Source organism: Rhizobium brockwellii (genome assembly GCF_000769405.2).
Taxonomy (GTDB): domain Bacteria; phylum Pseudomonadota; class Alphaproteobacteria; order Rhizobiales; family Rhizobiaceae; genus Rhizobium; species Rhizobium brockwellii.
This window is the reverse complement of the sequence record NZ_CP053441.1, coordinates 92,375-116,064: the sequence shown is the minus strand read 5'-3', so window position 1 is coordinate 116,064 and position 23,690 is coordinate 92,375. Positions and strand designations below refer to the sequence as shown.

Below are 23,690 nucleotides of genomic sequence, written 5' to 3'. Positions count from 1 at the left end.
TTCATCGGACACCCACCGCAAGATGGGGAAAGGCATTGACTCGGTTGCGTCCTGATAAAGGACTGCCGCAGCCGGGTCGGCAAAAATGTGTTACTGCCGCACTCCGTCAAGCGGCAATCGAACGCCGACCGTCGTCCTTCGAAGCGCAATGTCTACCGCCCCGATCCACTCACGATCCAATGCCTTAGTGGCCGCAATGAGCGTGGCTCCGGAAAATTGCTTCCGCAGAGAAGCAACGCATCCCACCCTTTCCGCCTCCGCCTCCACGGAGCCGGCTTCCAGCGCTGTGATGAAAATCACCGGAAGAGCTGTCCCCTCGGCCTTCAGCCTGCGTTGCCGACATCATGGGCCTCGCACTCCAATACAGTCTCAAGCTTCGACGGCGGCCGGTGGCGTTGAAACACGCGGAAGTTCTGGCGCGACGAGGCGTGGGGACCGGGAGATTTCGGACCTCATCGGGCAGTTGAAGCAGGCGATCAGCGGAAAATAGGTATTTTAGCTTGTTCAAATGTACTTCTCGCTGCACAGTGCTGACTGGGGACAGCAGTGCCGAGGCGGCCAACGAGATCGGGGGGATTCTCATGAAAGCCATATACCTGCGTGCCGTGCTTTTATTGGCGAGCATCTGCTGGGCGGCGGGCGGCAACGCCGCCGATATCACGCCGCTAGCGCCAGAGGCGAAGTCAATCGAGAGCCCGAGCGGCTGGGAATTCACATTCGCTCCATATTTCTGGGCGGCCGGCATCTCCGGCGACACGGCGCAGTTCGGGCTTCCGGAAGTCCATCTCGACTCCAACTTCAGCGATATTCTCGAAAATCTCGACTTCGCGTTCATGGCGGCAGGGGAAGCAAGATACGATCGCTTCAGCATCGTCGGAGACGTGATCTACACCAAGCTGGGTGCGGATGCCGACACGCCGGCCGGTATCCTTGCCGACAGCGTCGATGTGACATCGAAGACCTTCGCGGGATTTCTTGGCATCGGTTACGCCATACTCGAAGACCAAAATGGCCATCTCGACGTGGTCGGCGGCATGAAGGTCTGGTCGGTCGAAACCGAAATCTCCTTTAATGGCGGCATTCTGGCGGGAGTGGATGTCGAGGACAGCGCCACATGGGTCGATGCCGTCGCCGGCGTCAGGGGCAACTACTTCTTCACGCCGGAGATCTATCTCACGGGATGGGGTCTGGTGGGCGCCGGCGGCGCCGATCTCGACTGGGACTTGGCATTGGGGCTCGGCTACAAGTTTAACGACAGCATCTCGGCGATCGCCGGATATCGCGCACTGGGCGTCAATTACGAGAATGACGGCTTCGTCTTCGACGTCGTCCAGCAGGGGCCGATTTTCGGGGTCGCCATACGGTTCTAACGCCGGACTGGCGAACTTCGTCCGCGAGCGATTGTCCTCCCAACATGCTCGCCTTTTGAAGGCCTGGCCCAGGAGCCGGAACAACGCCCCCAGGAAGCAGAGAGCCGCCTTGGCAAGAACGGTGGTTCGCAGTTCGGTATCAAACACGGATCGATCCGAGCGATATCGTTTCACTCCGGAGGTAGCGTGCTTGGCGGGCTGGGTTCAATCGGATGATGGAGGGATTGATGAAGAAATCGCTTCGGACCAAGGGGAGACGAGGTTTCCTGTCATAGGTGCAAATCAACAAAGAGTCAGCTCAGACAGTTCAAGGATAACTTCTGCAAAAGGGGGAAGCGATGAACAAGATATCTGCGAAGTTGATAGTGGCGGGGCTCGTAGGCCTGGGCTCTGCCTTGCCGGCTGCGGCCCAGGAGACCACCGACATAGGTAGTCTGGACAGCGCGAAGGCTGGAAAGGCGTTTTCCAGCAAACCTGTCTACTCGCCCTATGCGGGGCGCAATTTTCCGACCCGGCCGCTCTTCGGCGACACGCATCTCCACACCGGAGCTTCGTTCGATGCCGGCGCATTCGGCGCACGGTTGACGCCTCGCGACGCCTACCGCTTCGCTCGCGGCGAGGAGATTACGGCGTCGAGCGGCCAGCCCGCTAAGTTGTCACGGCCGCTCGACTTTCTGGTGGTGGCCGACCACTCGGACAACATGGGCATGTTCCCCGACCTCTTCGCCGGCAAGCCGGAAGTCATTTCCGATCCGCAGGCCAAGACCTGGTACGAGGAGATCAAGGCGGGACAAGGAGGCAAGGCCGCACTCGAGATCATCTTCAGCTTCGGCAAGGGAACGCTTCCCAAGAGCATGATCTACGGGCCGGAGACACGTCCCTACAAGAACGCGTGGCAGGACACGATAAAGGCCGCCGAGGAATACAATGATCCGGGCCGCTTCACCGCCTTCATCGGCTATGAGTGGACCTCGAACACGGGAGGCAACAATCTGCATCGCAATGTCATCTTCCGCGACAATGCCGACAAGGCCGACCAGGTCGTGCCCTATACGACGCTTAAGCCCTTGGGTAGCGACAATCCGCGCGATCTATGGAAGTGGATGCAGGCCTATGAGGACAAGACCGGCGGCAACGTGCTGGCGATTGCGCACAACGGCAATCTGTCCAACGGCCGCATGTTCCCGTTGATTGAATCCTTCACCGGCAAGCCGGTCGACAAGGAATATGTCGAGCAGCGCTCCAGGTGGGAACGCCTCTACGAGACGACGCAGACGAAAGGCACCGGCGAGGCGCATCCGACGCTCTCGCCCAATGACGAGTTCGCCGACTTCGAGATCTGGGACTTCGGCAATCTCGACGCCAGCGTGCCTAAGACGCCCGATATGCTGGAGTTCGAATATACACGGTCCGCGCTGAAGAACGGCCTCAAGCTCGAAGCCGAGCTTGGCACGAACCCCTATAAGGTCGGGCTGGTCGGCAGCTCCGACGCGCATACGGGCCTTGCAGCCATGGAAGAGGAAAACTTCTTCGGAAAGACCACGCCGCAGGAGCCCAGCCCGGAACGCCTGACGGCAACATTCGTCAAGGATGCCAAGACTGGTATCACGGTGATGGACTGGGAGGTTGGCGCGTCGGGCTACGCGGCGGTCTGGGCGGCGGAAAACACGCGCGAGTCGATCTGGGACGCCATGCAGCGCAAGGAAACCTACGCGACAACCGGATCGCGCATGGCCGTGCGCTTCTTCGGCGGGTGGGATTTCTCGCCAGCCGATGCCGAGAGCCGCAACCCCGGCGCGATCGGCTACGGCAAGGGCGTTCCCATGGGTGGCGACCTGACAGCCGCGCCGGAAGGCAAGGCACCGGCGTTTCTCGTCGCCGCGCTGCGAGACCCGATCGGAGCCAATCTCGACCGCTATCAGATTATCAAGGGCTGGCTCGACGACAAGGGCGAGACACATGAGCAGATATACGACGTCGCTTGGGGCGGGGATCGCAAACCGGGCGCCGACGGCAAGGTGCCATCGGTCGGCAGCACCGTCGACATCGAGAACGCGACCTGGACCAACTCCATCGGTGCGCCGGAACTGATCGCTGTGTGGAAGGACCCCAGCTTCGATCCGAAGCAGAAAGCCTTCTACTATGGACGCGTCATCGAGATACCGACGCCGCGGTGGACCGCCTATGATGCCAAACGCTTTGGAACGAAGCCGCTTGAGGGTACGCGGATGACGATCACCGAACGCGCCTATACCTCGCCGATTTGGTACACGCCGTGACCGCGATGCCGGCGGCTGAACCGGCCGCCGGATCGTCGACCGCCCCAGCATACGGCAAAGTGTGGACGATCCTGTTGAAACCTGTGTTGAGGGAGCCGCTGGTCCACTTCCTGCTGCTCGCGCTGCTTGTCTTTGCGGCTTATGGGCTCTTTGGCGCCGATGCGGACGACAAGACGGACAGCATCGTCATTACGGCGCCAAAGATCGAGCAAATGGCCGCCGTGTTCGCGGGGACCTGGCAACGTCCGCCAACAGCCGAGGAACTAAAAGCCCTGATCGACGACTATGTGAAGGAGGAAATTCTGGTACGCCAGGCGCTGGGGCTCGGGCTCGACAGGGACGACACGGTGGTTCGTCGCCGCCTGCGCCAGAAGATGGAATTCCTGAACGTCGCCGACGCCGAAGCGCTGGCACCGACCGATGCGGAGTTGGACGCCTATCTGAAAGCCAATGCAGCCATGTTCCAGATCGGTTCGATGCTGGCCTTCCAGCAGGTGTACTTCAACCCTCAGCGGCGCGGCGACACGACCGCACAGGACGCAGCTTCCGTTCTCGAAGCGCTGCTGACCGATTCGGCCACGGATCGCACCCTATTTGGCGACCCCACGCTGCTCCCGCCCGACCTGCCGCTTTCGAGCAAGACATCGATCGGACAGACCTTCGGCGCCGATTTCGCGGAAGAACTCGACAAGATCCCTGCGGGCCAGTGGACGGGTCCCGTCAATTCCAGCTTCGGGCTGCACCTGATCCGCGTGACGGAGCGCGTGCCCGGCCGAGTGCCGACGCTCGACGAGGTTCGCGACGGCGTTGCGCGGGAGTGGACGAACGCTAGACGTAAAGAACTCGAGAACCAGCGCTTCGCCGAACTCCTTAAGCGCTATGTGGTGAGCGTCGAAAGCCCGGCCGGCGCGGGAACCGACCCATGACGCGGCTTGCGGCGCTGCTGGCCGTGCTGATGCCGGTGTTGCTGGCCACACCGGGGTACCCTCATGAGATTCGGCCGGCCTATCTCGACATGCGCGAAACGGCGAGCGATGAGTTCGCCGTCGTTTGGAAGGTTCCGGCGCAAGGCGACATGCGTCTCGGGCTTTATGCAAGACTGCCGAAGCGGTGCATCGAGAAAGCCGAACCGGCGATGTCGATCGTGGACGGAGCTTATCTGGAGCGAAGGACCGTCGCCTGTGCGGGGGGATTGAGGGGCGGCGAGATCGGCATCAACGGCCTCAAGTCGACCATGACCGAAGCGCTCGTCCGCATCGAATACGAGAACGGCGACACGGAGGTCGTGCGCCTCATGCCGGACGCGCCCTCCTTCACCGCAGCCGGCGCGCAGACCAGCCTCGAGTTCGCCCAGACCTATTTTCTGCTGGGCGTCGACCATATACTCTCGGGTCTCGATCACCTGCTCTTCGTGCTTGCGATCATGCTACTCATTCGAGACCGCTGGATGCTGGTCAAGACGATCACGGCCTTTACGATCGCACACAGCATCACGCTGGCTGGAGCGTCGCTCGGATATTTCAGTTTGCCGCAGAAACCGGTGGAAGCGACGATCGCCCTCAGTATCGCATTCGTCGCAAGCGAACTGATCAAGATGAAGCCGGGCGAAAGGCGGCTCTCCGAGAGCTACCCCTGGGTCGTTGCCTTCGCGTTCGGGCTGCTGCACGGCTTCGGTTTCGCCGGTGCCTTGATGGAAATCGGCTTGCCGCAATCCGATGTGCCACTGAGCCTTTTGACATTCAACCTGGGTGTCGAGGCAGGACAGCTGATCTTCGTCGCCGCGGCGCTGGTCGTGCTTCGGGCAGCAGGCGCGCTGAGCACGATACAGCCCGCACCGGCGCGTCAGTTCGGCGCCTACATAATCGGGACCGCCGCGATGCTGTGGCTGGTTTCGCGGATCGCGGGGTTGGCGGCGTGAGCAGCGCGATCCACTGAAGGGCAGGTAGAAACATTCGCCCATGACCAAGACATCATAGTCAGCTCAGTTCAGTTCGCCGCAGCGTCCAGCCGAATCTTAGCCGAACTCACAGCCAGAGGCGGCAAGCGGGAACAGCAGTTCAGACTGCTATAGCGTCCATGCACATGAAAAGTCGCGCGGCGCTTTAGTAGCAAAAGCTCAACCTTCTTTTGCTATTGCTGGAGCCGATTGCGTTGGAGATGGTTCGGCGATGAAAATTCCGACAGTGATGGTTCTGATGGCAGCCCTCCTGCAGCCGGTCTGCGCCTTCGGCGAGACCGAATGGATGGGCGGCGCGAGACAATGGTCAGTTGGCTTTGCGAATGAGAGCCCGCATCCCTATTGCCGCCTGCTGTGGGACAGCGAGATCGGCAAGACCATGGAATTCCGCCAGAGCGCAACCGAGACCTTCTGGCTGGTCGCAAAGACCACATGGGACATTCCGGCCGGGACCAAAACCGAGGTGACGCTGACGGACCGAATGGCGACGAAGGTAATCGCTGCCGATTTCTTCGACAAGAATACGCTTCGCCTCTGGGGCCCGGCCAGCAAGGGGAGCGCCGGTCTGAAGAAGATCATCAAGAATTCCTTTGCCGGAATGCCTGACGTGCAGATCACCTTTGCCGGTGACGAAGGCGACTGGACGCTGCCGCTCTCGCGGGTGGATCAGCTCTACCCCACCTTCGTCCAGTGCCTCAAACGTCTCGAGTCCGGCGAAAAGTCAAAGCAGAACTCCGAAACCCAGCCGTTCTGAGGCCGATTATACCGGCGGCGCAGTCTCGCGGATCAGGCTGCACACGGCTTCGATATCGCCGTTGAGCGGCCGTTCGTCACCATAATGCGAAACATGCTCCCGCACAGCCTTGTAAACCAGGTCCGTGCCTGCCGCCCGCGACGCCGTCGCTGCCAGAAAATCATGCGCCTGTGCCGCCGCCATCAGCTCGATCGCCAGGATATACTCGGCGTTGTCGATGACGGCGAGCAGCTTGCCGGCGGCAGCCGTCGGGTGTGCGAGGAAATCCTCCTGTAGGCCCGAGGTCAGCCCGCCGTCCATGGCCGCGGGTGCGGCAAGGCGGCGGTTCTCGTTGCTAAGGGCCGCGGCAGTATATTGGGCGATCATTAAGCCGGAATGGCTGCCGGCATCGCTGGCGAGGAAAGCCGGCAGACCGCTCACCAGCGGATTGACGAGCCGGTCCATGCGCCGCTCGCTGATCGCGCCGATCTGCGCCAGCGCAATGGCCAGGCTATCGGCCGCCTGACCCAGCGCCGGGGCAACCGCATGCGCCTCGGAGGAGACGATCGGCTGTTCCGGCGTGCCTGAAACAGCCGGATTGTCCGTCACCGAAGCAAGCTCCTGATCGGCGACGCGGGCGGAATTGTCGAAGATATCGCGGGCAGCGCCATGCGCATGCGGCACCGAACGAAGGCTGAGCGCATCCTGCGTGCGGCGGCCGAAGGCGGCGGCGACAAGGCCGCTGCCCTGAAGCCGCGCGCGCAGCGTCGCTCCCACTTTCTCTATTCCCGCCGATGGGCGCAGCGCCAGCACGGCCGCGTCGAAGGCGGCGATCTGGCAGCCCGCCGCTTCCAGCGTCAATGCTGCGATCGCATCGGCCCAGTCGAGCAGCCGTTCGGCGCGCGAAAGCGCGACAGTGGTCAGGCCGGTGGCGCAGGCGGTGCCGTTGACAAGGCTCAAGCCCTCCTTGGCGCCAAGCACTAAGGGCTCGAGGCCGATCGCGGCAAGCGCTTCGCGACCGCTCATGCGCCGGCCGTCCAGGTGAGCGCTGCCTTCGCCGATCAGAACAAGCGCAATATGGGCGTTGTGGACGAGGTAACCGGCAGAGCCCTTGGACGGCACGTCGGGAATGCAATCATGTTCCAGCAGGGCTGTGAGATGCTCGACGAGCTCGCGCCGCACGCCGGAATGGCCATGAGCGAAATTGGCGATCTCAGCGGCGATGATGGCACGCACCTCGCGGGCAGCCAGCAATGGCCCGACGCCGCAGGCATGGCTGAGCACGATACTGCGCGACAACAGGCTCTGCGAGGCACGATCGACCACCGTATCCGCCAGTGCCCCGACGCCGGTATTGACGCCATAAGCGCGCACGCCGGTCTCGACGATGCGCGCGACGATGCGGCTTGCCTGCTCTATGCGCGCCCAAGCGGCGGGCGACAGCGCAAGCGCTTCCCCTGCCCCGACGCGCGCGACATCGCGCCAGGTAAGCACGGCGTCGATGGTGATCGTCATTGACCGCTTCCGAAATGGCCGATGAACTGGCGAAACGCGGGTGTCGCGCCGCCGGTAAACATCTCGTCGGGCTTGCCACTGCTCTCGATCAACCCTTCGCGCATGAAGACGACGCGGTTCGAGACGTTGCGGGCAAAGCTCATCTCATGGGTGACGACGAGCATGGTCATGCCTTCCTCGGCCAGCGCGCGCATGACGCGCAGCACCTCGCCGACAAGTTCCGGATCAAGCGCCGAGGTCGGTTCGTCGAACAGCATCACCTTCGGCTTCATCGCCAGCGCCCGGGCGATTGCGGCGCGCTGCTGCTGGCCACCGGAGAGATGGGCGGGATAGGCGTGGCGCTTATCGGCGATGCCGACCTTTTCGAGCAGCGCTTCGGCCTCGGCGATGCAGTCGGCGCGCGGTCGCTTCAGCACGTGGATCGGCCCTTCGATGACGTTCTGCAGGATCGTCATATGGGACCAGAGATTGAAGGACTGGAACACCATGCCAAGCTCGGAGCGGATATGGTCCACCTGCTTCTGGCTGGCCGGCTTGCTCCGCCCGTTCTTGTGCACCATGCGGATCTCCTCGCCGTCGACCCAGATCTCACCGTCGCTGGCGGTTTCGAGCATGTTGATGCAGCGCAGAAAGGTCGATTTGCCGGAGCCGGAGGCGCCGAGCAGCGAAATCACGTCGCCGTCTTCCGCATCGAGGGAAATGCCGCGCAGCACCTCGTGCGTACCGAAGCTCTTGCGGATATTGCGGACCGATAGTCGGGTTACGCCTGGCATGGGTGCTCCAATCGGATCAAAAACTGCTTACGCCTTCAGCGCGTGCGGGGCTGCGCGGCGGTGTCGGGAGAGCGAATATTCGAGCAGAGCCATGCCCTGCAGGATGATGAAGTTGAGTACGAGGTAGATGATCGCCGCACAGAGAAAGACTTCCATTGTGCGGTAGGTCTGCGAGATCAGCCGCTGGGCGACGCCGGTGACTTCCCAGACGGTGACGAGGCTTGCGAGCGCCGTCGACTTCATCATCAGCACGATCTCGGTGGAATAGGCCGGCAGCGCGTGGCGGAAGGCGATCGGCGCCAGGATACGGCGCACCAGCAGGAAGCCGGACATGCCGATCGAGCGTGCCGCTTCGATCTCCTTCGGCGAGACGGCACGAATGCCGCCACGAAAGATCTCCGCCGTGTAGCCGGCGGTGCAGAGCGCCAGTGACAGCACCGCGCAGACCATCGGCTCACGCAGGAACGGCCAGAGGAAGGAATAGCGGATGAAGCCGAACTGGCCGAGGCCGTAGAATACCAGGAACATCTGGATCAGCAGCGGCGAGCCGCGGAAGATGAAGATGTAACCCTTGGCGAAGCCCGAAAGTACCTTGTTGCCGCTGGTCCGCATCCAGACGATGACGAGCGCCAGCAGGCCGCCAGAGACGATCGACAGGGAAAACAGGATGAGCGTCGTCGGTACGGCCTTGAGCAGGGTGACCAAGGTCGAGGCGATGAAGGTGAAATCCATAGTCGCCCCTTACGCCTGGCCCATGGCGGATGCCGGCATGCTGCGATTGGCGCGGCGCTCCGCCCCGTTGAAGATGCGGTCCGAAAGGCTGGTCAGGAGCAGATAGAGGCAGCCGCCGGCGATGAAGAACAGAAAATATTGCCGGGTCGAGCCCGCCGCCACCTGGCTGGTGCGCATCAGCTCGGCAAGACCGGTGACGGAGATCAGCGCCGAATCCTTGAGACTGAGCTGCCAGACGTTACCGAGGCCGGGAATGGCGAGGCGAAACACCTGCGGCATGATGATGCGGCGAAGGCGCATGCCGCGATGCATGCCGATCGCCGAGGCGGCCTCGAGCTCGCCCTTGGAGATGGCGAGAAAAGAGCCGCGGAAGACCTCCGCCTGGTAGGCGCCGGAGATGATGCCGACGGCAAGCGCGCCGGCGACAAAGGAGGGCAAGCCGAGGAAACCCTCGTAACCCATCGCCTGGCCGATCGAGGTGACGGCCGACGAGCCGCCGAAATAGATGAGATAGATGATCAGCAGTTCGGGCACGCCGCGAAACACGGTCGTGTAGACGTTACCGAGCGTGACAAGGACAAAATTGCCGGAGAGTTTCGCGGCCGCGACGATCGCGCCCAGCACCGCGCCGATCGCCAGCGCCGTCGCCGTGACAGCCAGCGTCATCAAGGCGGCGGCAATAAGCAGCGCGCCCCATCCCGTCGAGCCGAAGCCGAGAAGTTCCAAGCTTGCCATATCGTCCGTTCCCCGTCCGTGGCAGTGTTTTGCGGATTGACACCAGAGCATGATGCCGAAAAGTGTAAGCGGTTTTCGGACGACATCATGCTCTAACTCTTTAATTGAGAACAGGATTCAGATTTTAGGCCGACCCGGCCTAAAATCATCCTGTTCGAGCATGCGGTCTCCGGCGATGAAGCCGGAGACCGGTGTTTGCGGCCGAAAGGCCGAAACGCTTATTGCGGGCTGACGTCGACCTTGAACCACTTCATCGAGAGGTTCTTGACGGTGCCGTCGGCAAGCGCGGACTTGATCGCCTCGCTGAACTTGTCACGCAGGTCCGTATCGGCCTTGCGGACACCCAGACCTTCGCCCTCGCCCCAGATCGGACCGATGATCTCGGGGCCGGTGAAGTCGAGCGCGCCGTTGGCGGACGCGAAGGCATTGGCGAAATAGACGGCGTCGTCGAAGCCGAGGTCGATGCGGCCGTTCTGCAAGTCGAGGTCGCGGTCGGCACCGGTCTTATATTCGCGGATCTCGGCAATATCGCCGAAATTGTCATAGACGAACTTGGCGTAGACGGTGGCGGCCTGGATGCCGATCGTCTTGCCCTTGAAGGCGGCCTTCAGCGCGTCGATTTCCTTCACGCCGGTCTGGCCGGGTGTCATCTTGATCGTGGCGCCGGTGCCGGCGGCCTTTGCCAGCGGGCTATCTTTGGCGGTGGCAAAGGCGGCAGGCGTGGCGGCATAGGGAATGGTAAAGTCGATGACCTGCTTGCGCTCCTCGGTGATCGACAGCGCATCCATGATGACGTCGAACTTGCCGGCGTTGAGCGCCGGGATCATGCCGTCCCAATCGGAGGCGACCAGCGTGCATTCGATCTTGGCGCGCTCGCACAGCACCTTGGCGAGTTCCGGTTCGAAGCCGCCGAGCGTGCCGTCGGCATTGGTGAGGTTCCAGGGCGCATAGGCGCCTTCGAGTGTAATGGTCGCCTTCGTCCAGTCTTTGGAAAAGGCAGGCGCGGCGAAGGCGGAAAAAGCCGCCACGCCACAAAGCAGGATTGCGCTGAATTTCATTTGTGAATTCTCCTCTGGAATTGAAACAGACCTTGCGTCACCACGGCCGATCTTCGCCGGCTTGCCCTTTCCTGTCCTATTTCAATTTCTAGGACCAATTGGGAGGTTGTATATGGTACCATATGAAATATTTTATGATATGCAAGAGGAAAGTAGAATTATGTAGCGAATTCCCTGCGTGCAAAAGGAATAGGCAATGAAGCGTCCCGGCGAGATGAAGCGCGAACTGGCGGAGAATGATAGCACCCCGCTCTATGCCGGCGTCAAGCAAGTGATCCTCGACCGCATCCAGAGCGGCGAGTGGCCGCCGAAATATCGCGTGCCGTCGGAAAACGAACTGGTCGTCGAACTTGGCGTCAGCAAGATGACCGCCAACCGGGCGCTGCGCGAACTTGCCAATGAGGGCGAACTTGTCCGCATCCAGGGCGTCGGCTCCTTCGTTGCCGAGCGCAAGGGCTATTCGGCGCTGTTCGAGGTCCGCAACATTGCCGAGGAAATCGCCGAACGCGGGCATGTGCACGAGGCCTCCGTCGTCGTTCTCGCCCAGGAAACCGCGTCTCCCGAGGTCGCCGACGCGCTTGAACTGCCGATCGGTGCTGCGGTTTTCCATTCGCTGATCGTCCACAGCGAAAACGGCGTTCCGGTGCAGATCGAGGACCGTTTCGTCCATCCGGAAGCCGCCCCCGAATATCTCGCTCAGGATTTCGCGACGCTGACGCCGAACGCTTATCTGACGGCTGCGGCCCCGCTCAGCGGCTCCGAGCACGTTGTCGAGGCGGCGATGCCGCAGGCCTGGGAATGCAAGCTCTTGACCATCATGAAGACCGAACCGTGCCTGACGATCCGCCGGCGCACATGGTCGGCAAAGCAGGTGGTCTCGACCGCCCGCCTCGTCTATCCCGGCCACCGCTACCGGCTGGAAGCGCGCAGCGGCAAGATGTTCGAGGAATGAAAACACTGCCCATGTTGTATATGGAACATAGCAGACTTATTGTGATGCCGGCGTGAAACGCGCCACCAGCGCGTGGCGATCGCCCGGATAGGTGAAGCGCACATGCGTCACCGGGCCGGCGCCGCTCCAGGTCCGGCGTTCGACCACGAGGCAGGCGGTATTGCGCGCTATGTCGAGGACGGCGGCGACTTCGGCACTGGCCGAGACGGCGTGGATCCGGTGTTCGGCCGTGCTCCAAGGCACCTGGTTGAGCAGCCACGGCCCCGGCGCCATCGTCAGGAAATCGGCATTGGCGGCCTCTGGCACCGTCGCAAGACTGATCAGCCGCTCCTCCAGGCAGAAGGGCCGCGCACCGGCATTGTGGATGCAGACGACCTCGACGACCGAGGATGCCACAGGCAGTTCCAGCCTTCGACTGTCTTCCGCCTTGGCCTTGCGGCTCGTCTTCTTCGATACCGCATAGGAATAGGGCAGGTTCAGCGACTGCACCTCGGCCTTGATATCGTGGATTTCGAGAACCGCCGATTGCGCCTGCGGCTGGGTGACGAAGCTGCCGGACTTCTTGCGGCGCTCGATAAGGCCGGCCTTGGCGAGCTGGGTCAGCACCTTGTTCATCGTCATGCGCGAGCAGTCATATTGCGTGGCGAGATCGACCTCGAAGGGAATACGGTGCCCCGGCGGCCAATCGCCCGAGACGATACGGCCCTCGATGTCGCTGAGGATGCGCTGATGCAAGGTGGGATCCCTGCTTTGGTTCATCGCCACGTTCCGATTGGTCTCCCGCTATCTCTTTGTTTTTACGCAATTCGGGACGAAAAACCACTACACATTTTTGCTGGAATTGCTCTAATTCGAATGCCTGGACAGGAAAAGCTCTTTTTCAGGCAGCCAGCAATTCGCCCATCGCAGCGAGGAATCGCCCGTCGATGGCATCACGCCTGAGATGGCGGCCGCCCTCCACCTGCTTGCGGCCGCGTGCCCAAACGCAATCGATGGAAATGCCGCCTGCAAACAGCCAGTGATCGAGGATCTGGTCGCCTGTGAGATAAGGAACGGCTTTGGTGTCGAGTGAGACGATATCGGCGGAATGGCCCTCAACGAGGCCGGCCGGCGCCTTCAGCGCGGCACCGCCGCCGGCAAGTGCATGTGTGAACAGTGAAAGCGCAGTCGAACCGCCGGGTGCCGCGACGACGTTGCGGGCGCGAAGCGCCAGACGCTGCGAATATTCGAGCTGGCGCAGTTCCTCCGGCACGGAAATCAGCACGTTGGAATCCGAGCCGATGCCATAACGCCCGCCCTCTTCGAGGAAGAGCGGCGCGGCAAAGGCGCCGTCGCCGAGATTGGCTTCGGTGATCGGGCAGAGGCCGGCAATCGCGCCGCTTTTCGCCATCCGCCGCGTTTCGTCCTCGGTCATGTGCGTCGCATGGATCAGGCACCAGCGCTCATCGACAGGCGCATGATCGAGCAGCCATTCCACAGGCCGCGCGCCGGACCAGGCGATGCAGTCCTCGACCTCCTTCACCTGCTCGGCGACATGGATATGGATGGGACCGTCGCCCGCCATCGGCACGAGCCTTGTAAGCTCGTCCGGCGTCGCAGCGCGCAGGCTGTGCGGCGCCAGCCCGAGCTCGGCGCCATCGAGCCGGCCGGTCATCGTCCGGCATCCTTCCATCAGCATTTCGAAGCTTTCGAGCGAATTGATGAAACGCCGCTGGCCGTCGATCGGGGCAGCTCCGCCGAAGCCGGAATGGGCATAGAAGACCGGCAGCAGCGTCAGGCCAATACCGGTCTCTTCGCTTGCCGCGCCGATGCGTTCGGCAAGCTCGGCGATATTGGCGTAAGTGCCGCCATCCCTGTCGTGGTGGAGATAGTGGAACTCGCCGACGCGGGAAAACCCGGCCTCCAGCATTTCCGCATAAAGCTTGGCCGCCACCGCCTCGACATGATCAGGCGTCATCGCCAGGGCAAATTTGTACATGACAGTGCGCCAGCTCCAGAAGCTGTCATTGGCTGGGCCGCGCACTTCGGCAAGGCCGGCCATCGCCCGCTGGAAGGCATGGCTGTGCAGGTTCCCCATGGCAGGAACAAGGAGAGCGTGGCGTTCGTCGCCGGGCTCGGGAGCAGTGCCGATTTCGACCCGCGCGATGCGCCCGGCCTTAAGCGTCAGCCGCACGTCCTTCTGCCAGCCCTGCGGCGTCAGCGCCGTGCCTGCGTGAAGTGTGGTCATGACCTTCCCTCTCCTCTTGCCGTGCCGCCGATCTTTCTTTTCCAGAAAAGCGCACAAAATTTCTCTTGTCACCTGTCGATTATGTATATACATGTTTTGACATAAGGAAAGGCGCAAAGCTGATGACCGGGAACAATTTTTCAGAGAAAGCCCCATCTGCCGACACCCGCCCAGTGCTGTGGCGCAATGCGCGGCTCGCCACGCTTGCGCCTGATAAAGAGGGTCTCGGCATCGTCGAAAAGGGCGTTTTGCTTGTCGAAAACGGCCGCATCGCCTTTGCCGGCGCCGAAAGCGAGCTCCCAGCATCGGCCATCGAACACTCCGAAATCGTCGATCTCGAAGGCCGCTGGGTGACGCCCGGCCTCGTCGACTGCCACACCCATATCGTCCATGGCGGCAACCGAGCCCGTGAGTTCGAAATGCGCCTTGCAGGCGCCACCTATGAGGAGGTCGCGCGTGCCGGAGGCGGCATCGTCTCCTCGGTGAAAGCGACCAATGCGCTGTCGGTCGAGGAGCTTGTCGCGCAGGCTCTGCCGCGGCTCGACACGCTGCTTGCCGAAGGTGTCACGACGATCGAGGTCAAGTCCGGCTACGGACTGAACCGGAGCGGCGAAGTGAAGATGCTGCAGAGCGCCCGCCTGCTCGGCCATATCCGCCCGGTCCGCGTCGCCACCAGCTATCTCGGCGCCCATGCGACGCCTGTGGACTACAAGAATCGCAACGGCGATTATCTCGATGATGTCGTCCTGCCCGGTCTCGACGACATGCATGGCCTCGGTCTTGCCGATGCTGTCGATGGCTTCTGCGAGGGCATTGCTTTTTCCACGGCCGAGATCGCCCGCGTCTTCGACAAGGCGAAGGCGCTTGGCCTGCCGGTAAAGCTGCATGCCGAGCAGCTCTCCAATCTTGGCGGCGCCAAGCTCGCCGCGTCCTATGGCGCACTGTCAGCCGATCACCTCGAATATCTCGACGAAGATGGCGTTGCGGCGATGGCCGCAGCCGGCACCGTCGCCGTGCTGCTGCCCGGCGCCTTCTACGCCATCCATGAAAAGCAGAAGCCGCCGGTAGAGGCGTTGCGGCGGGCAGGCGTGCCGATTGCGATCGCCACCGATTGCAATCCCGGCACCTCGCCGCTCACCTCGATGCTGCTCACCATGAACATGTCGGCGACGCTCTTCGGCCTCACCGTCGAGGAATGCATCGCCGGCGCCACCCGTGAAGGCGCCCGCGCCCTCGGTCTGCTCGACAAGACAGGAACGCTCGAAGCCGGCAAATCCGCCGATCTCGCCATCTGGAATATCGAAAGCCTCGCCGAGCTCGTCTACCGCATCGGCTTCAATCCGCTTCACGCACGCGTCTTCAAGGGCGAAAGGAACGGTCGATGACCATCACACTCCACCCGGGCTCCGTCTCGCTCAAGGACCTGGAAACCATCTACTGGACCGGTGTGCCGGCAAGGCTCGATCCCGCCTTCGATGCCGGGATCGCCAAGGCCGCTGCCCGCATCGCCGAGATCGCCGCCGGCAATGCGCCGGTCTACGGCATCAATACCGGCTTCGGCAAACTCGCCTCGATCAAGATCGACAGCGCCGACGTGACCACCTTGCAGCGCAATCTCATCCTGTCGCATTGCTGCGGCGTCGGCGCGCCACTGCCTGAGAATATCGTGCGGCTGATCATGGCGCTGAAGCTGGTCTCGCTCGGGCGCGGCGCCTCCGGCGTGCGGCTGGAGCTGGTCCGGCTGATCGAAGGCATGCTGGAAAAGGGCGTCATTCCGCTGATCCCGGAAAAAGGCTCGGTCGGCGCCTCCGGCGATCTTGCGCCCCTTGCCCATATGGCGGCGGTGATGATGGGCGAGGCTGAAGCCTTCTTCGCCGGCGAACGGCTCCCGGGCGCGCAAGCCCTCGAAAGGGCCGGCCTCAAACCGGTCGTGCTCGCCGCCAAGGAGGGCCTGGCGCTGATCAACGGCACCCAGACCTCGACGGCGCTGGCGCTTGCCGGCCTCTTCCGCGCCCATCGTGCCGCACAGGCAGCTCTCATCACCGGCGCCATGTCCACCGATGCCGCCATGGGTTCTTCGGCGCCCTTCCATCCGGACATTCACACATTGCGTGGCCATAAGGGCCAGATCGACACGGCAGCCGCGCTTCGCGCGCTCCTCGAAAACTCCATCATCCGCCAGAGCCACATCGAGGGCGACGAGCGCGTCCAGGATCCCTATTGCATCCGCTGCCAGCCGCAGGTCGACGGCGCCTGCCTCGATCTGCTGCGCTCGGTTGCCCGCACCCTTGAGATCGAAGCCAATGCGGTCACCGACAATCCGCTGGTGCTGTCGGACAATTCCGTCGTCTCCGGCGGCAATTTCCACGCCGAACCCGTCGCCTTCGCCGCCGACCAGATCGCGCTTGCCGTCTGCGAGATCGGCGCGATTTCGCAGCGCCGCATCGCGCTGCTGGTCGATCCAACCCTTTCCTACGGCCTACCGGCCTTCCTCGCCAAGAAGCCGGGCTTGAACTCCGGCCTGATGATCGCCGAGGTGACGTCTGCGGCGCTGATGTCCGAGAACAAGCAGATGTCGCACCCGGCCTCGGTCGATTCGACGCCGACGTCGGCCAACCAGGAAGACCATGTCTCGATGGCCTGCCATGGCGCCCGCCGCCTGCTCGCCATGACCGAGAACCTGTTCGGCATCATCGGCATCGAGGCGCTGACCGCCGCCCAAGGCGTTGAACTGCGCGCGCCGCTATCGACAAGCCCGGAACTTGGCAAGGCGATCACCGCGATCCGCACCAAGGTTCCGAGCCTCGACGTCGATCGCTACATGGCAAACGACCTCGCCGCCGCCGCCGAACTGGTGGCGACGGGCGCGCTGAACGCCTCGGTTTCATCTGGCATATTGCCGGTATTGGAGGGTTGAGACGATGGCGACGGAAAAAGTCTCCTCTCCATGCGAAATTCGCCAAGGCACCTCGCCCGTCATCCTCGGTTTCCCCCATACCGGGACCGACGTGCCGGCTGAGATTGCCGACCGCCTCAACGGCAACGGCAGGATGCTGGCCGACACCGACTGGCACATCCATGAGCTCTATGACGGCCTGCTCGACGATGTCACGGTGGTGCGTGCCACCTTCCACCGCTATGTGATCGACGCCAACCGCGATCCGGCGGGCGTCAGCCTCTATCCCGGCCAGAATACCACCGGCCTTGTTCCTGAAACGGATTTCGACGGCAAGGCGATCTGGAAGGATGGGCAGGCGCCTGACGAAGCCGACGTCGCGGCGCGGCTGCGGGACTTCCATGCGCCCTATCATGCCGCACTTGCCGCCGAGATCGAGCGCGTGAGAGCAATCCATGGCGTCGCAATTCTCTACGACTGCCACTCGATCCGCTCCCACATTCCCTTCCTCTTCGAAGGCAAGTTGCCGGATTTCAATATCGGCACCGACATGGGCAAGACGTGCGACAGCGCGATCGAGCAGGCGACGCTCACCGTCGTCGAAGCCGCCGAAGGTTACGACAGTGTGCTGAACGGTCGCTTCAAGGGCGGCTGGACGACACGCCACTATGGTCGGCCCGATACCGGTGTGCACGCGATCCAGATGGAGCTCGCGCAATCGACGCATCTCCAAACCGAGGCGGCGCCCTTTGCCTGCGATGGCGCCAAGGCAGACAGACTTCGCGTCCATCTCAAGAACATTCTGGTGCGCATCGAACAGATTGCGCCAGGCCTGAAACGATAACGATCACTCGACAGGGGAACCGCCATGAACAATCCACGCCACAATATCCGCGAAATCCGCGCGCCCCGCGGCAACGATCTCAATGCCAAGAGCTGGATGACCGAAGCGCCGCTGCGCATGCTGATGAACAATCTCGATCCCGACGTCGCCGAAAATCCGAACGAGCTCGTCGTTTATGGCGGCATCGGCCGCGCCGCCCGCACCTGGGAGGATTTCGACCGCATCGTCGCGACGCTGAAGACGCTGACGGAAGAAGAAACCCTGGTGGTACAGTCCGGCAAGCCGGTCGGCGTGTTCCGCACCCACAAGGATGCGCCGCGGGTGCTGATCGCCAATTCCAACCTCGTGCCGCATTGGGCGACCTGGGATCATTTCAACGAGTTGGATAAGAAGGGCCTTGCCATGTACGGCCAGATGACGGCCGGCTCGTGGATCTATATCGGCACGCAGGGCATCGTGCAGGGCACCTATGAGACCTTCGTCGAGGCCGGCCGCCAGCATTACGGCGGCAATCTCAAGGGCAAATGGATCCTGACCGGCGGCCTCGGCGGCATGGGCGGCGCCCAGCCGCTCGCCGCCGTCATGGCCGGCGCCTGCTGCCTGGCCGTCGAATGCAATCCCGACTCGATCGATTTCCGCCTGCGCACCCGCTATGTCGACGCCAAGGCCGAGACGCTCGATGAAGCGCTTGAGATGATCGACCGCTGGACCAAGGCCGGCGAGGCGAAGTCCGTCGGCCTGCTCGGCAATGCTGCCGAAATCCTGCCGGAGATGGTCCGCCGCGGCATCCGCCCCGATATCGTCACCGACCAGACCTCGGCGCACGACCCGATCAACGGCTATCTGCCGAAGGGCTGGACGATGGGCGAATGGAAGGCGAAGCGCGAAAGCGATCCGAAGGCCGTGGAAAAAGCGGCCCGCGCCTCGATGCGCGAGCATGTCGAAGCGATGATCGCCTTCTGGAATGCCGACGTGCCGACACTCGATTATGGCAACAATATCCGCCAGGTCGCCAAGGACGAAGGCCTCGAAAACGCCTTCGCCTTCCCAGGCTTCGTACCGGCCTATATCCGCCCGCTGTTTTGCCGCGGCATCGGCCCCTTCCGCTGGGCGGCCCTTTCCGGCGATCCGGAGGATATCTACAAGACCGATGCCAAGGTGAAGGAGCTGCTGCCTGACAACAAGCACCTGCACAACTGGCTCGACATGGCCAGGGAGCGCATCGCCTTCCAGGGTCTGCCGGCCCGCATCTGCTGGGTGGGCTTGGGCGACCGCCACAAGCTTGGCCTCGCCTTCAACGAGATGGTGAGAACAGGCGAACTCTCCGCCCCGATCGTCATCGGCCGCGACCATCTGGACTCCGGCTCCGTCGCCTCGCCGAACCGCGAGACCGAAGCGATGAAGGACGGTTCCGACGCCGTTTCCGACTGGCCGCTGCTCAACGCCCTGCTCAACACGGCGTCGGGCGCCACCTGGGTGTCGCTGCATCACGGCGGCGGTGTCGGCATGGGCTTCTCGCAGCACTCCGGCATGGTCATTTGCGCCGATGGCACGGACGATGCCGCAAGACGCCTCGAGCGCGTGCTCTGGAACGATCCGGCGACCGGCGTCATGCGCCACGCCGATGCCGGCTACGAGATCGCCATCGACTGCGCCAAGGAAAAGGGCCTGCGCCTGCCCGGCATTCTCGGGAACTGAGCTCTCATGAGGGTCTTGCGCGCCGGCGATCACAAACGCATGCCCTGGAAAAACGGCAAGGGACAGACGGTGGAGATCGCCGTCTGTCCGCCTGACGCATCGATCAACGACTTCGATTGGCGCATCAGCATGGCGACGGTCGCAGAGGACGGCCCGTTTTCGATCTTTCCAGGCATCGACCGCACGCTGGCGATCCTTGATGGCAAAGGCATGGTGCTCGATGTCGCAGGCAGCACGCCGGTGCTGCTGACAATGGCAAGCGATCCCCTGGCCTTCCCGGCGGATATCCCCGTCGCAGCCAGGCTCGAGGACGGAGAGATCACCGATCTCAACGTCATGACGCGCCGTGACGGGCTCACTCACACGCTGATCCGGATCGATGTCGACGGCAGCAAGACCGTGCCGCTGCCACCCTCGACATGCCTGTTCCTCTGCCATCGCGGCACACTATCATTCCGGCGGGACGGCGAGACCGGCGCGCTTGCGGCCGGCGATGCACTGCTGATCGAGGACGCGGCCGCAACCGTGCTCGAAATCGATGGCGAAGCCAGATGTTATCTCGCTTCGATCACCACGGGCTGATCTTAGAACAACGAATTGAAAACATTAAACAATCGAGGATTTGGCGAAGCATCCGCATAAACCATCGCCATCTCGGGCCATGGACGTCATTCCTCGTTTCGGTCTAAACTTCGCCCTTCTGATGCAGAAGAAGACCTAGACTGCCCGCAACGTGCCGGGGAGCAAGGGAGCAGGCGTGACGGATCCATACGATATTCTCGGCGTTGAACGCGATGCGGACGAGGCGCAACTGAAGGCCGCCTATCGGCGCCTGGCGAAAGTTGCCCACCCCGATTCGGGTGGTGATTCGGAAGCCTTTGCCAATCTCCAGAAAGCCTATGGGCTGCTTCTCGATCCGGTCCGGCGCAAGGTCTACGACGATACCGGCTACGACGTCGAATTCGCCGATGCCGCCGAATTGCAGGCGCTCGTGATGATCGAGAAGCTCGTCACCGACGCAGTGCTCGACGAGCGCGCACCCGGAAGTTTCGATCCCGTCGCCGTCATGCAGGACAGTCTTTCCGAAGAACTGCGCAAGGCGCGTTTCAGCAAGAGTGAGCTGGAGCGCCACGCCTCGCGCGTCGGCCTGCATCTGGAACGGCTCGAAAAGCAGTCAGGCCGCGATGTGCTCGCCCACATGTTCCGCGCCCGCATCGAAGCGATCTCCAAGGCGGTCGCCGAAACCGAGGCGAAGATCAAGGCGACGGAACGCGCCGCCGACATGCTCTCCGGCTATGTCTACGACATCGATCCGCCGCCGCTGCCGGATGCCGCGGTCACCAGCATCGAATGGGTCGAGGCGTCCAGAAACCGCTCCACCGGCTGACGCCGGACGACGCCATCTTCTTAGTAGGACAGCTTCGGATACCAGTCCGCCGGCCGGCCTTCGGGCGTCGAATCGATGACGGTCCAGAGCGGCATCAGGTCGGGCGCGCCGCGCGGATCCTCACCGGGATCGGCCGTCACCCCGCCCATCTCCTGGCTCCAGAAATGGCGGATGGTGCCGTCGCGCCGCGTGAACACGTTGAAGGCGGCGTCATCGCCGCCATCACCGCCGATCGCGTGATAGTCGCGGCTGTAATCGTCCGTCATGTCAGAATAAAGCGGCAGGTGATGCCAGCCACGCTCCTTCTTGAAGGCGAGCAGCCTTTCAATCGGCGAGCGGGCGATCACCGCAAGGGCTGCGCGCTGCTGAATGTCAGGCACTTCGCCGTCCCAGGCCGAGAGCAGCGAAGTGCACATCGGGCACGGGCGCTCGCGTTGCGGGCCGAACATGTAACTGTAGACGATCAGCGTGTCCTTGTCGGCGAAGAGCTCGCTGAAGGAGATCGGCCCGCCGCTGCCTTCGAAGCGGTAGTCTTTCGTGACCTCACCGCCCGGCGGCAGCGCCCGGCGCTGTACCGCCACGCGCTCGATGTGCCGGCGCAATTCGATCTCTTCGGCCAGCAGCTCGTCGCGGGCGCTGCGATACGCTTCGCTCTCATTGGGGAAACGTACACCGTTCTTGACCGCAAGCACGGCGGCGGGGACCAGATTCCGATTATCCATGACGATATCCTCCTTCTATTGCCGCGCGTCTCAGACGCGCAAAGGACGTGCTGAACACGACCGCGATGCCAGCACATCATGACAAGGACGATCGGCTGATGCGAAAATCGACAGAGCCGACGGAAAATATTTGCCCCCCGCTTTGGCCGGCTCGGCGCCCGGATCGCCAAAGCCAAGCTGCCGGTGCACAACCTCGACGAAGACGGCGATGTGGACGAGACGGCTTGATCTAGCTGCACCACGTGGTGCGATTCCAATTCCTCAGAACATGACCATGGAAGTCGGGCAGATAAGGCCGAAGAGCGCCGTGAAACTCAGTGAACGGTGATCACCGGAATGCCAGCTTCGTCGGCGGCGCGGATAAGCGCTGCCCGCGCGTCCTGAGCTGGAATTTCCCCATGAATTGCATTCCGACACGCCCTAATCGCTATGAGATATTCTTCTCCATCGTCGATCGGCCAGCCAGCTGTCAGCATCTCGGCAGCCTGGAAAAGGGTCGCCACAAGCTTGTATTTTTCCGACCCACTCACAAGGAGCATCAGAGGGGCAAACTCTGCAGATGTGTGCCAGTTCATGACATTAGGTCTCCCCACAATAAACATATTAGTAACCGTGCAAGAACCGTTCCGCGATCTCCGCTGGCATGCCGAAGCTGGTTTCCCAGGCCGCATAATGAAAAGGAGACCATTTCTTAAAGGCGCTTTAGTCGCCTCAGCATCGCCAGCGTCAGCATGGGCACCTGTTGACAGGGAAACGCTCGCCAGCCTCATTAACCCGCCATGCTGAAACCGATAAGGCCGCCGCCGAAAGATCGATCAGCTCTGCCTTCGGCCGGCTGGCTCCAAGGGAGGCGGCGCACAATCGCAGGAAGCTCAATACCTATAAAACAAGAGAGTTATTGACTGAGAGCCTGAGGGGTGCCGGACCTCTGCTCAAAGGTAAGCTCGCGAAAAGAACACCGCGGTCGTTAAAAAGGCGACCGTGAGGGTTAGCAACCGGACGACCGATGATGGGAGCCTTCGTCCGATATGCGCTCCGATCCACCCGCCGATAACGGCTCCAATCGTCATGGGAATGCACTCCTGCCATACGATCGCCCCGGCAAGTACGAAGACGACGACGGCGACCGCGTTGGCGGCAGTGACCATCACCATTCTTGTCGGGTTCAGGCTCTTGATGTCCCCGCCCCCGAGCACGCTCCATGCCGCAAGCATCATGAGACCCACCGCGCCGCCAAAATAACCGCCATAAAGACCGAGAAAGAACTGAACCGTTGCGAACGCCAGAACACTCGGACGTGCCTGCGTCTGGAGCCGGGCGCTGAGCCTCGGACCTGCAGTCAGCATCAATGTCGCCACCAGCAAAAGCCATGGCAGGAGACCATCGAAAATCCTGGATGGGGTTAGCAGCAATAGAATACTTCCGGCCACGCCACCCGTGACCGTCACGATGGCAATGGGCACGACATTGACGCCGCACACACTCCTAACCCCGTCACGATAGACCCACGAGCTCGCCATACCGCCGGGAAACAAGGCTAGGGTGCTTGTCGCGTTTGCCGCTACCGACGGCACTCCGACCGATATCAGCGCAGGCAGGGAGACGAACGACCCGCCGCCCGCCAACGCATTCATGCTGCCTGCTAACAAGCCAGCAAGGAAAAGAAGAATGATATCGTACATGTTCAGATCGCCTTAGCACCCAAGCCTGAGTCCGGCCGAGCCTCTCGTCCAATACCGCCGTCAACTCGCCGCACGCCGTTGCGCGTCCAGGAGAGTCCGCCCCACGACTGCCATTCGCCGTAGTCAAGGA

Annotated in this window: 22 protein-coding genes and 1 pseudogene; 12 read left to right on the top strand and 11 right to left on the bottom strand. The window is 62.4% G+C overall.

The window, feature by feature from the left end; translation table 11 throughout:
- Positions 1–177: 177 nt before the first annotated feature.
- A pseudogene (locus tag RLCC275e_RS34425) lies at positions 178–336 on the bottom strand (two-component system response regulator); the annotation flags it as partial.
- A gap of 245 nt (positions 337–581) precedes the next feature.
- On the opposite strand from RLCC275e_RS34425, the gene RLCC275e_RS28645 reads away from it, so the two are divergent.
- The 5 genes from RLCC275e_RS28645 (at position 582) to RLCC275e_RS28625 (ending at position 6,360) form a co-directional block, all read left to right on the top strand.
- Positions 582–1,370: a hypothetical protein gene (locus tag RLCC275e_RS28645; protein WP_033183737.1), complete on the top strand. Its 789-nt coding sequence runs from the start codon at positions 582–584 to the stop codon at positions 1,368–1,370.
- 338 nt (positions 1,371–1,708) lie between these two features.
- On the top strand, positions 1,709–3,649 hold the full coding sequence (locus RLCC275e_RS28640; RefSeq protein WP_033183738.1) for a DUF3604 domain-containing protein: 1,941 nt from the start codon (positions 1,709–1,711) through the stop codon (positions 3,647–3,649).
- Between the two features lie 5 nt (positions 3,650–3,654).
- Positions 3,655–4,575 carry a peptidyl-prolyl cis-trans isomerase gene (locus tag RLCC275e_RS28635; protein ID WP_245485098.1) on the top strand — a complete coding sequence of 307 codons (921 nt, stop codon included), beginning with the start codon at positions 3,655–3,657 and terminating at the stop codon, positions 4,573–4,575.
- Positions 4,572–5,567: a HupE/UreJ family protein gene (locus RLCC275e_RS28630; protein ID WP_033183740.1), complete on the top strand. Its 996-nt coding sequence runs from the start codon at positions 4,572–4,574 to the stop codon at positions 5,565–5,567. Before RLCC275e_RS28635 ends, RLCC275e_RS28630 begins: the two co-directional genes overlap by 4 nt.
- A 250-nt stretch (positions 5,568–5,817) precedes the next feature.
- Positions 5,818–6,360 carry a hypothetical protein gene (locus RLCC275e_RS28625; RefSeq protein ID WP_033183741.1) on the top strand — a complete coding sequence of 181 codons (543 nt, stop codon included), beginning with the start codon at positions 5,818–5,820 and terminating at the stop codon, positions 6,358–6,360.
- Between the two features lie 6 nt (positions 6,361–6,366).
- On the opposite strand, the gene RLCC275e_RS28620 is transcribed toward RLCC275e_RS28625, so the two are convergent.
- From RLCC275e_RS28620 to RLCC275e_RS28600, 5 genes are all read right to left on the bottom strand, one after another.
- Positions 6,367–7,854, bottom strand: coding sequence for an HAL/PAL/TAL family ammonia-lyase (locus RLCC275e_RS28620; RefSeq protein ID WP_033183742.1), 1,488 nt, complete (start codon positions 7,852–7,854; stop codon positions 6,367–6,369).
- The gene (locus RLCC275e_RS28615) at positions 7,851–8,627 is read right to left on the bottom strand and encodes an ABC transporter ATP-binding protein (RefSeq protein ID WP_027687824.1); all 777 of its coding nucleotides are present in this window, start codon (positions 8,625–8,627) and stop codon (positions 7,851–7,853) included. The genes RLCC275e_RS28620 and RLCC275e_RS28615 overlap by 4 nt, the downstream gene beginning before the upstream one ends.
- Before the next feature lie 27 nt (positions 8,628–8,654).
- Complete coding sequence (locus tag RLCC275e_RS28610; RefSeq protein WP_033183743.1) at positions 8,655–9,359, bottom strand: ABC transporter permease; 705 nt, start codon at positions 9,357–9,359, stop codon at positions 8,655–8,657.
- 9 nt (positions 9,360–9,368) lie between these two features.
- Complete coding sequence (locus RLCC275e_RS28605; protein WP_033183744.1) at positions 9,369–10,094, bottom strand: ABC transporter permease; 726 nt, start codon at positions 10,092–10,094, stop codon at positions 9,369–9,371.
- A 218-nt stretch (positions 10,095–10,312) separates the two neighbouring features.
- Positions 10,313–11,152 (bottom strand): transporter substrate-binding domain-containing protein, encoded by an 840-nt coding sequence (locus tag RLCC275e_RS28600; RefSeq protein ID WP_018069854.1) that lies wholly within the window; start codon positions 11,150–11,152, stop codon positions 10,313–10,315.
- Between the two features lie 196 nt (positions 11,153–11,348).
- Between RLCC275e_RS28600 and hutC (RLCC275e_RS28595) the strand changes: the two genes are divergently transcribed.
- On the top strand, positions 11,349–12,104 hold the full coding sequence (gene hutC / locus RLCC275e_RS28595; RefSeq protein WP_033183745.1) for a histidine utilization transcriptional repressor HutC: 756 nt from the start codon (positions 11,349–11,351) through the stop codon (positions 12,102–12,104).
- Between the two features lie 36 nt (positions 12,105–12,140).
- Here the strand turns inward: hutC (RLCC275e_RS28595) and hutC (RLCC275e_RS28590) are convergent, their stop codons facing one another.
- Both hutC (RLCC275e_RS28590) and RLCC275e_RS28585 read right to left on the bottom strand, forming a co-directional pair.
- A complete protein-coding gene (gene hutC / locus RLCC275e_RS28590) occupies positions 12,141–12,863 on the bottom strand; it encodes a histidine utilization transcriptional repressor HutC (RefSeq protein WP_033183746.1) in 723 nt (240 codons plus the stop codon).
- A 121-nt stretch (positions 12,864–12,984) separates the two neighbouring features.
- The gene (locus tag RLCC275e_RS28585) at positions 12,985–14,331 is read right to left on the bottom strand and encodes a formimidoylglutamate deiminase (RefSeq protein ID WP_033183747.1); all 1,347 of its coding nucleotides are present in this window, start codon (positions 14,329–14,331) and stop codon (positions 12,985–12,987) included.
- Between the two features lie 122 nt (positions 14,332–14,453).
- Between RLCC275e_RS28585 and hutI the strand changes: the two genes are divergently transcribed.
- The 6 genes from hutI (at position 14,454) to RLCC275e_RS28555 (ending at position 21,156) form a co-directional block, all read left to right on the top strand.
- Positions 14,454–15,716: an imidazolonepropionase gene (gene hutI / locus RLCC275e_RS28580; protein WP_033183748.1), complete on the top strand. Its 1,263-nt coding sequence runs from the start codon at positions 14,454–14,456 to the stop codon at positions 15,714–15,716.
- Positions 15,713–17,248, top strand: a complete 1,536-nt coding sequence (hutH, locus tag RLCC275e_RS28575) for a histidine ammonia-lyase (protein WP_033183749.1) — start codon at positions 15,713–15,715, stop codon at positions 17,246–17,248. Before hutI ends, hutH begins: the two co-directional genes overlap by 4 nt.
- Before the next feature lie 4 nt (positions 17,249–17,252).
- Positions 17,253–18,071, top strand: coding sequence for an N-formylglutamate deformylase (gene hutG, locus RLCC275e_RS28570; RefSeq protein ID WP_033183750.1), 819 nt, complete (start codon positions 17,253–17,255; stop codon positions 18,069–18,071).
- A 24-nt stretch (positions 18,072–18,095) separates the two neighbouring features.
- Complete coding sequence (hutU, locus tag RLCC275e_RS28565; protein WP_130708076.1) at positions 18,096–19,769, top strand: urocanate hydratase; 1,674 nt, start codon at positions 18,096–18,098, stop codon at positions 19,767–19,769.
- A 6-nt stretch (positions 19,770–19,775) separates the two neighbouring features.
- Complete coding sequence (locus RLCC275e_RS28560) at positions 19,776–20,351, top strand: HutD/Ves family protein (protein ID WP_033183751.1); 576 nt, start codon at positions 19,776–19,778, stop codon at positions 20,349–20,351.
- Positions 20,352–20,526: 175 nt separating this feature from the next.
- Positions 20,527–21,156 carry a J domain-containing protein gene (locus RLCC275e_RS28555; protein ID WP_033183752.1) on the top strand — a complete coding sequence of 210 codons (630 nt, stop codon included), beginning with the start codon at positions 20,527–20,529 and terminating at the stop codon, positions 21,154–21,156.
- Between the two features lie 20 nt (positions 21,157–21,176).
- On the opposite strand, the gene RLCC275e_RS28550 is transcribed toward RLCC275e_RS28555, so the two are convergent.
- From RLCC275e_RS28550 to RLCC275e_RS28540, 3 genes are all read right to left on the bottom strand, one after another.
- Entirely contained in the window at positions 21,177–21,878 is a 702-nt protein-coding gene (locus tag RLCC275e_RS28550) for a DUF899 family protein (RefSeq protein WP_033183753.1), read from the bottom strand.
- Between the two features lie 314 nt (positions 21,879–22,192).
- Positions 22,193–22,453 (bottom strand): DUF982 domain-containing protein, encoded by a 261-nt coding sequence (locus RLCC275e_RS28545; protein ID WP_033183895.1) that lies wholly within the window; start codon positions 22,451–22,453, stop codon positions 22,193–22,195.
- Between the two features lie 357 nt (positions 22,454–22,810).
- Positions 22,811–23,560, bottom strand: coding sequence for a sulfite exporter TauE/SafE family protein (locus RLCC275e_RS28540; protein ID WP_033183754.1), 750 nt, complete (start codon positions 23,558–23,560; stop codon positions 22,811–22,813).
- Between the last annotated feature and the right edge of the window lie 130 nt (positions 23,561–23,690).

Bases quoted from the DNA above. Each gene is read 5' to 3' on its own strand.
- RLCC275e_RS28645 (WP_033183737.1), top strand. From the start codon at position 582: ATGAAAGCCATATACCTGCGTGCCGTGCTTTTATTGGCGAGCATCTGC.
- RLCC275e_RS28640 (WP_033183738.1), top strand. From the start codon at position 1,709: ATGAACAAGATATCTGCGAAGTTGATAGTGGCGGGGCTCGTAGGCCTG.
- RLCC275e_RS28635 (WP_245485098.1), top strand. From the start codon at position 3,655: ATGCCGGCGGCTGAACCGGCCGCCGGATCGTCGACCGCCCCAGCATAC.
- RLCC275e_RS28630 (WP_033183740.1), top strand. From the start codon at position 4,572: ATGACGCGGCTTGCGGCGCTGCTGGCCGTGCTGATGCCGGTGTTGCTG.
- RLCC275e_RS28625 (WP_033183741.1), top strand. From the start codon at position 5,818: ATGAAAATTCCGACAGTGATGGTTCTGATGGCAGCCCTCCTGCAGCCG.
- RLCC275e_RS28620 (WP_033183742.1), bottom strand. From the start codon at position 7,854: ATGACGATCACCATCGACGCCGTGCTTACCTGGCGCGATGTCGCGCGC.
- RLCC275e_RS28615 (WP_027687824.1), bottom strand. From the start codon at position 8,627: ATGCCAGGCGTAACCCGACTATCGGTCCGCAATATCCGCAAGAGCTTC.
- RLCC275e_RS28610 (WP_033183743.1), bottom strand. From the start codon at position 9,359: ATGGATTTCACCTTCATCGCCTCGACCTTGGTCACCCTGCTCAAGGCC.
- RLCC275e_RS28605 (WP_033183744.1), bottom strand. From the start codon at position 10,094: ATGGCAAGCTTGGAACTTCTCGGCTTCGGCTCGACGGGATGGGGCGCG.
- RLCC275e_RS28600 (WP_018069854.1), bottom strand. From the start codon at position 11,152: ATGAAATTCAGCGCAATCCTGCTTTGTGGCGTGGCGGCTTTTTCCGCC.
- hutC (WP_033183745.1), top strand. From the start codon at position 11,349: ATGAAGCGTCCCGGCGAGATGAAGCGCGAACTGGCGGAGAATGATAGC.
- hutC (WP_033183746.1), bottom strand. From the start codon at position 12,863: ATGAACCAAAGCAGGGATCCCACCTTGCATCAGCGCATCCTCAGCGAC.
- RLCC275e_RS28585 (WP_033183747.1), bottom strand. From the start codon at position 14,331: ATGACCACACTTCACGCAGGCACGGCGCTGACGCCGCAGGGCTGGCAG.
- hutI (WP_033183748.1), top strand. From the start codon at position 14,454: ATGACCGGGAACAATTTTTCAGAGAAAGCCCCATCTGCCGACACCCGC.
- hutH (WP_033183749.1), top strand. From the start codon at position 15,713: ATGACCATCACACTCCACCCGGGCTCCGTCTCGCTCAAGGACCTGGAA.
- hutG (WP_033183750.1), top strand. From the start codon at position 17,253: ATGGCGACGGAAAAAGTCTCCTCTCCATGCGAAATTCGCCAAGGCACC.
- hutU (WP_130708076.1), top strand. From the start codon at position 18,096: ATGAACAATCCACGCCACAATATCCGCGAAATCCGCGCGCCCCGCGGC.
- RLCC275e_RS28560 (WP_033183751.1), top strand. From the start codon at position 19,776: ATGAGGGTCTTGCGCGCCGGCGATCACAAACGCATGCCCTGGAAAAAC.
- RLCC275e_RS28550 (WP_033183753.1), bottom strand. From the start codon at position 21,878: ATGGATAATCGGAATCTGGTCCCCGCCGCCGTGCTTGCGGTCAAGAAC.
- RLCC275e_RS28545 (WP_033183895.1), bottom strand. From the start codon at position 22,453: ATGAACTGGCACACATCTGCAGAGTTTGCCCCTCTGATGCTCCTTGTG.
- RLCC275e_RS28540 (WP_033183754.1), bottom strand. From the start codon at position 23,560: ATGTACGATATCATTCTTCTTTTCCTTGCTGGCTTGTTAGCAGGCAGC.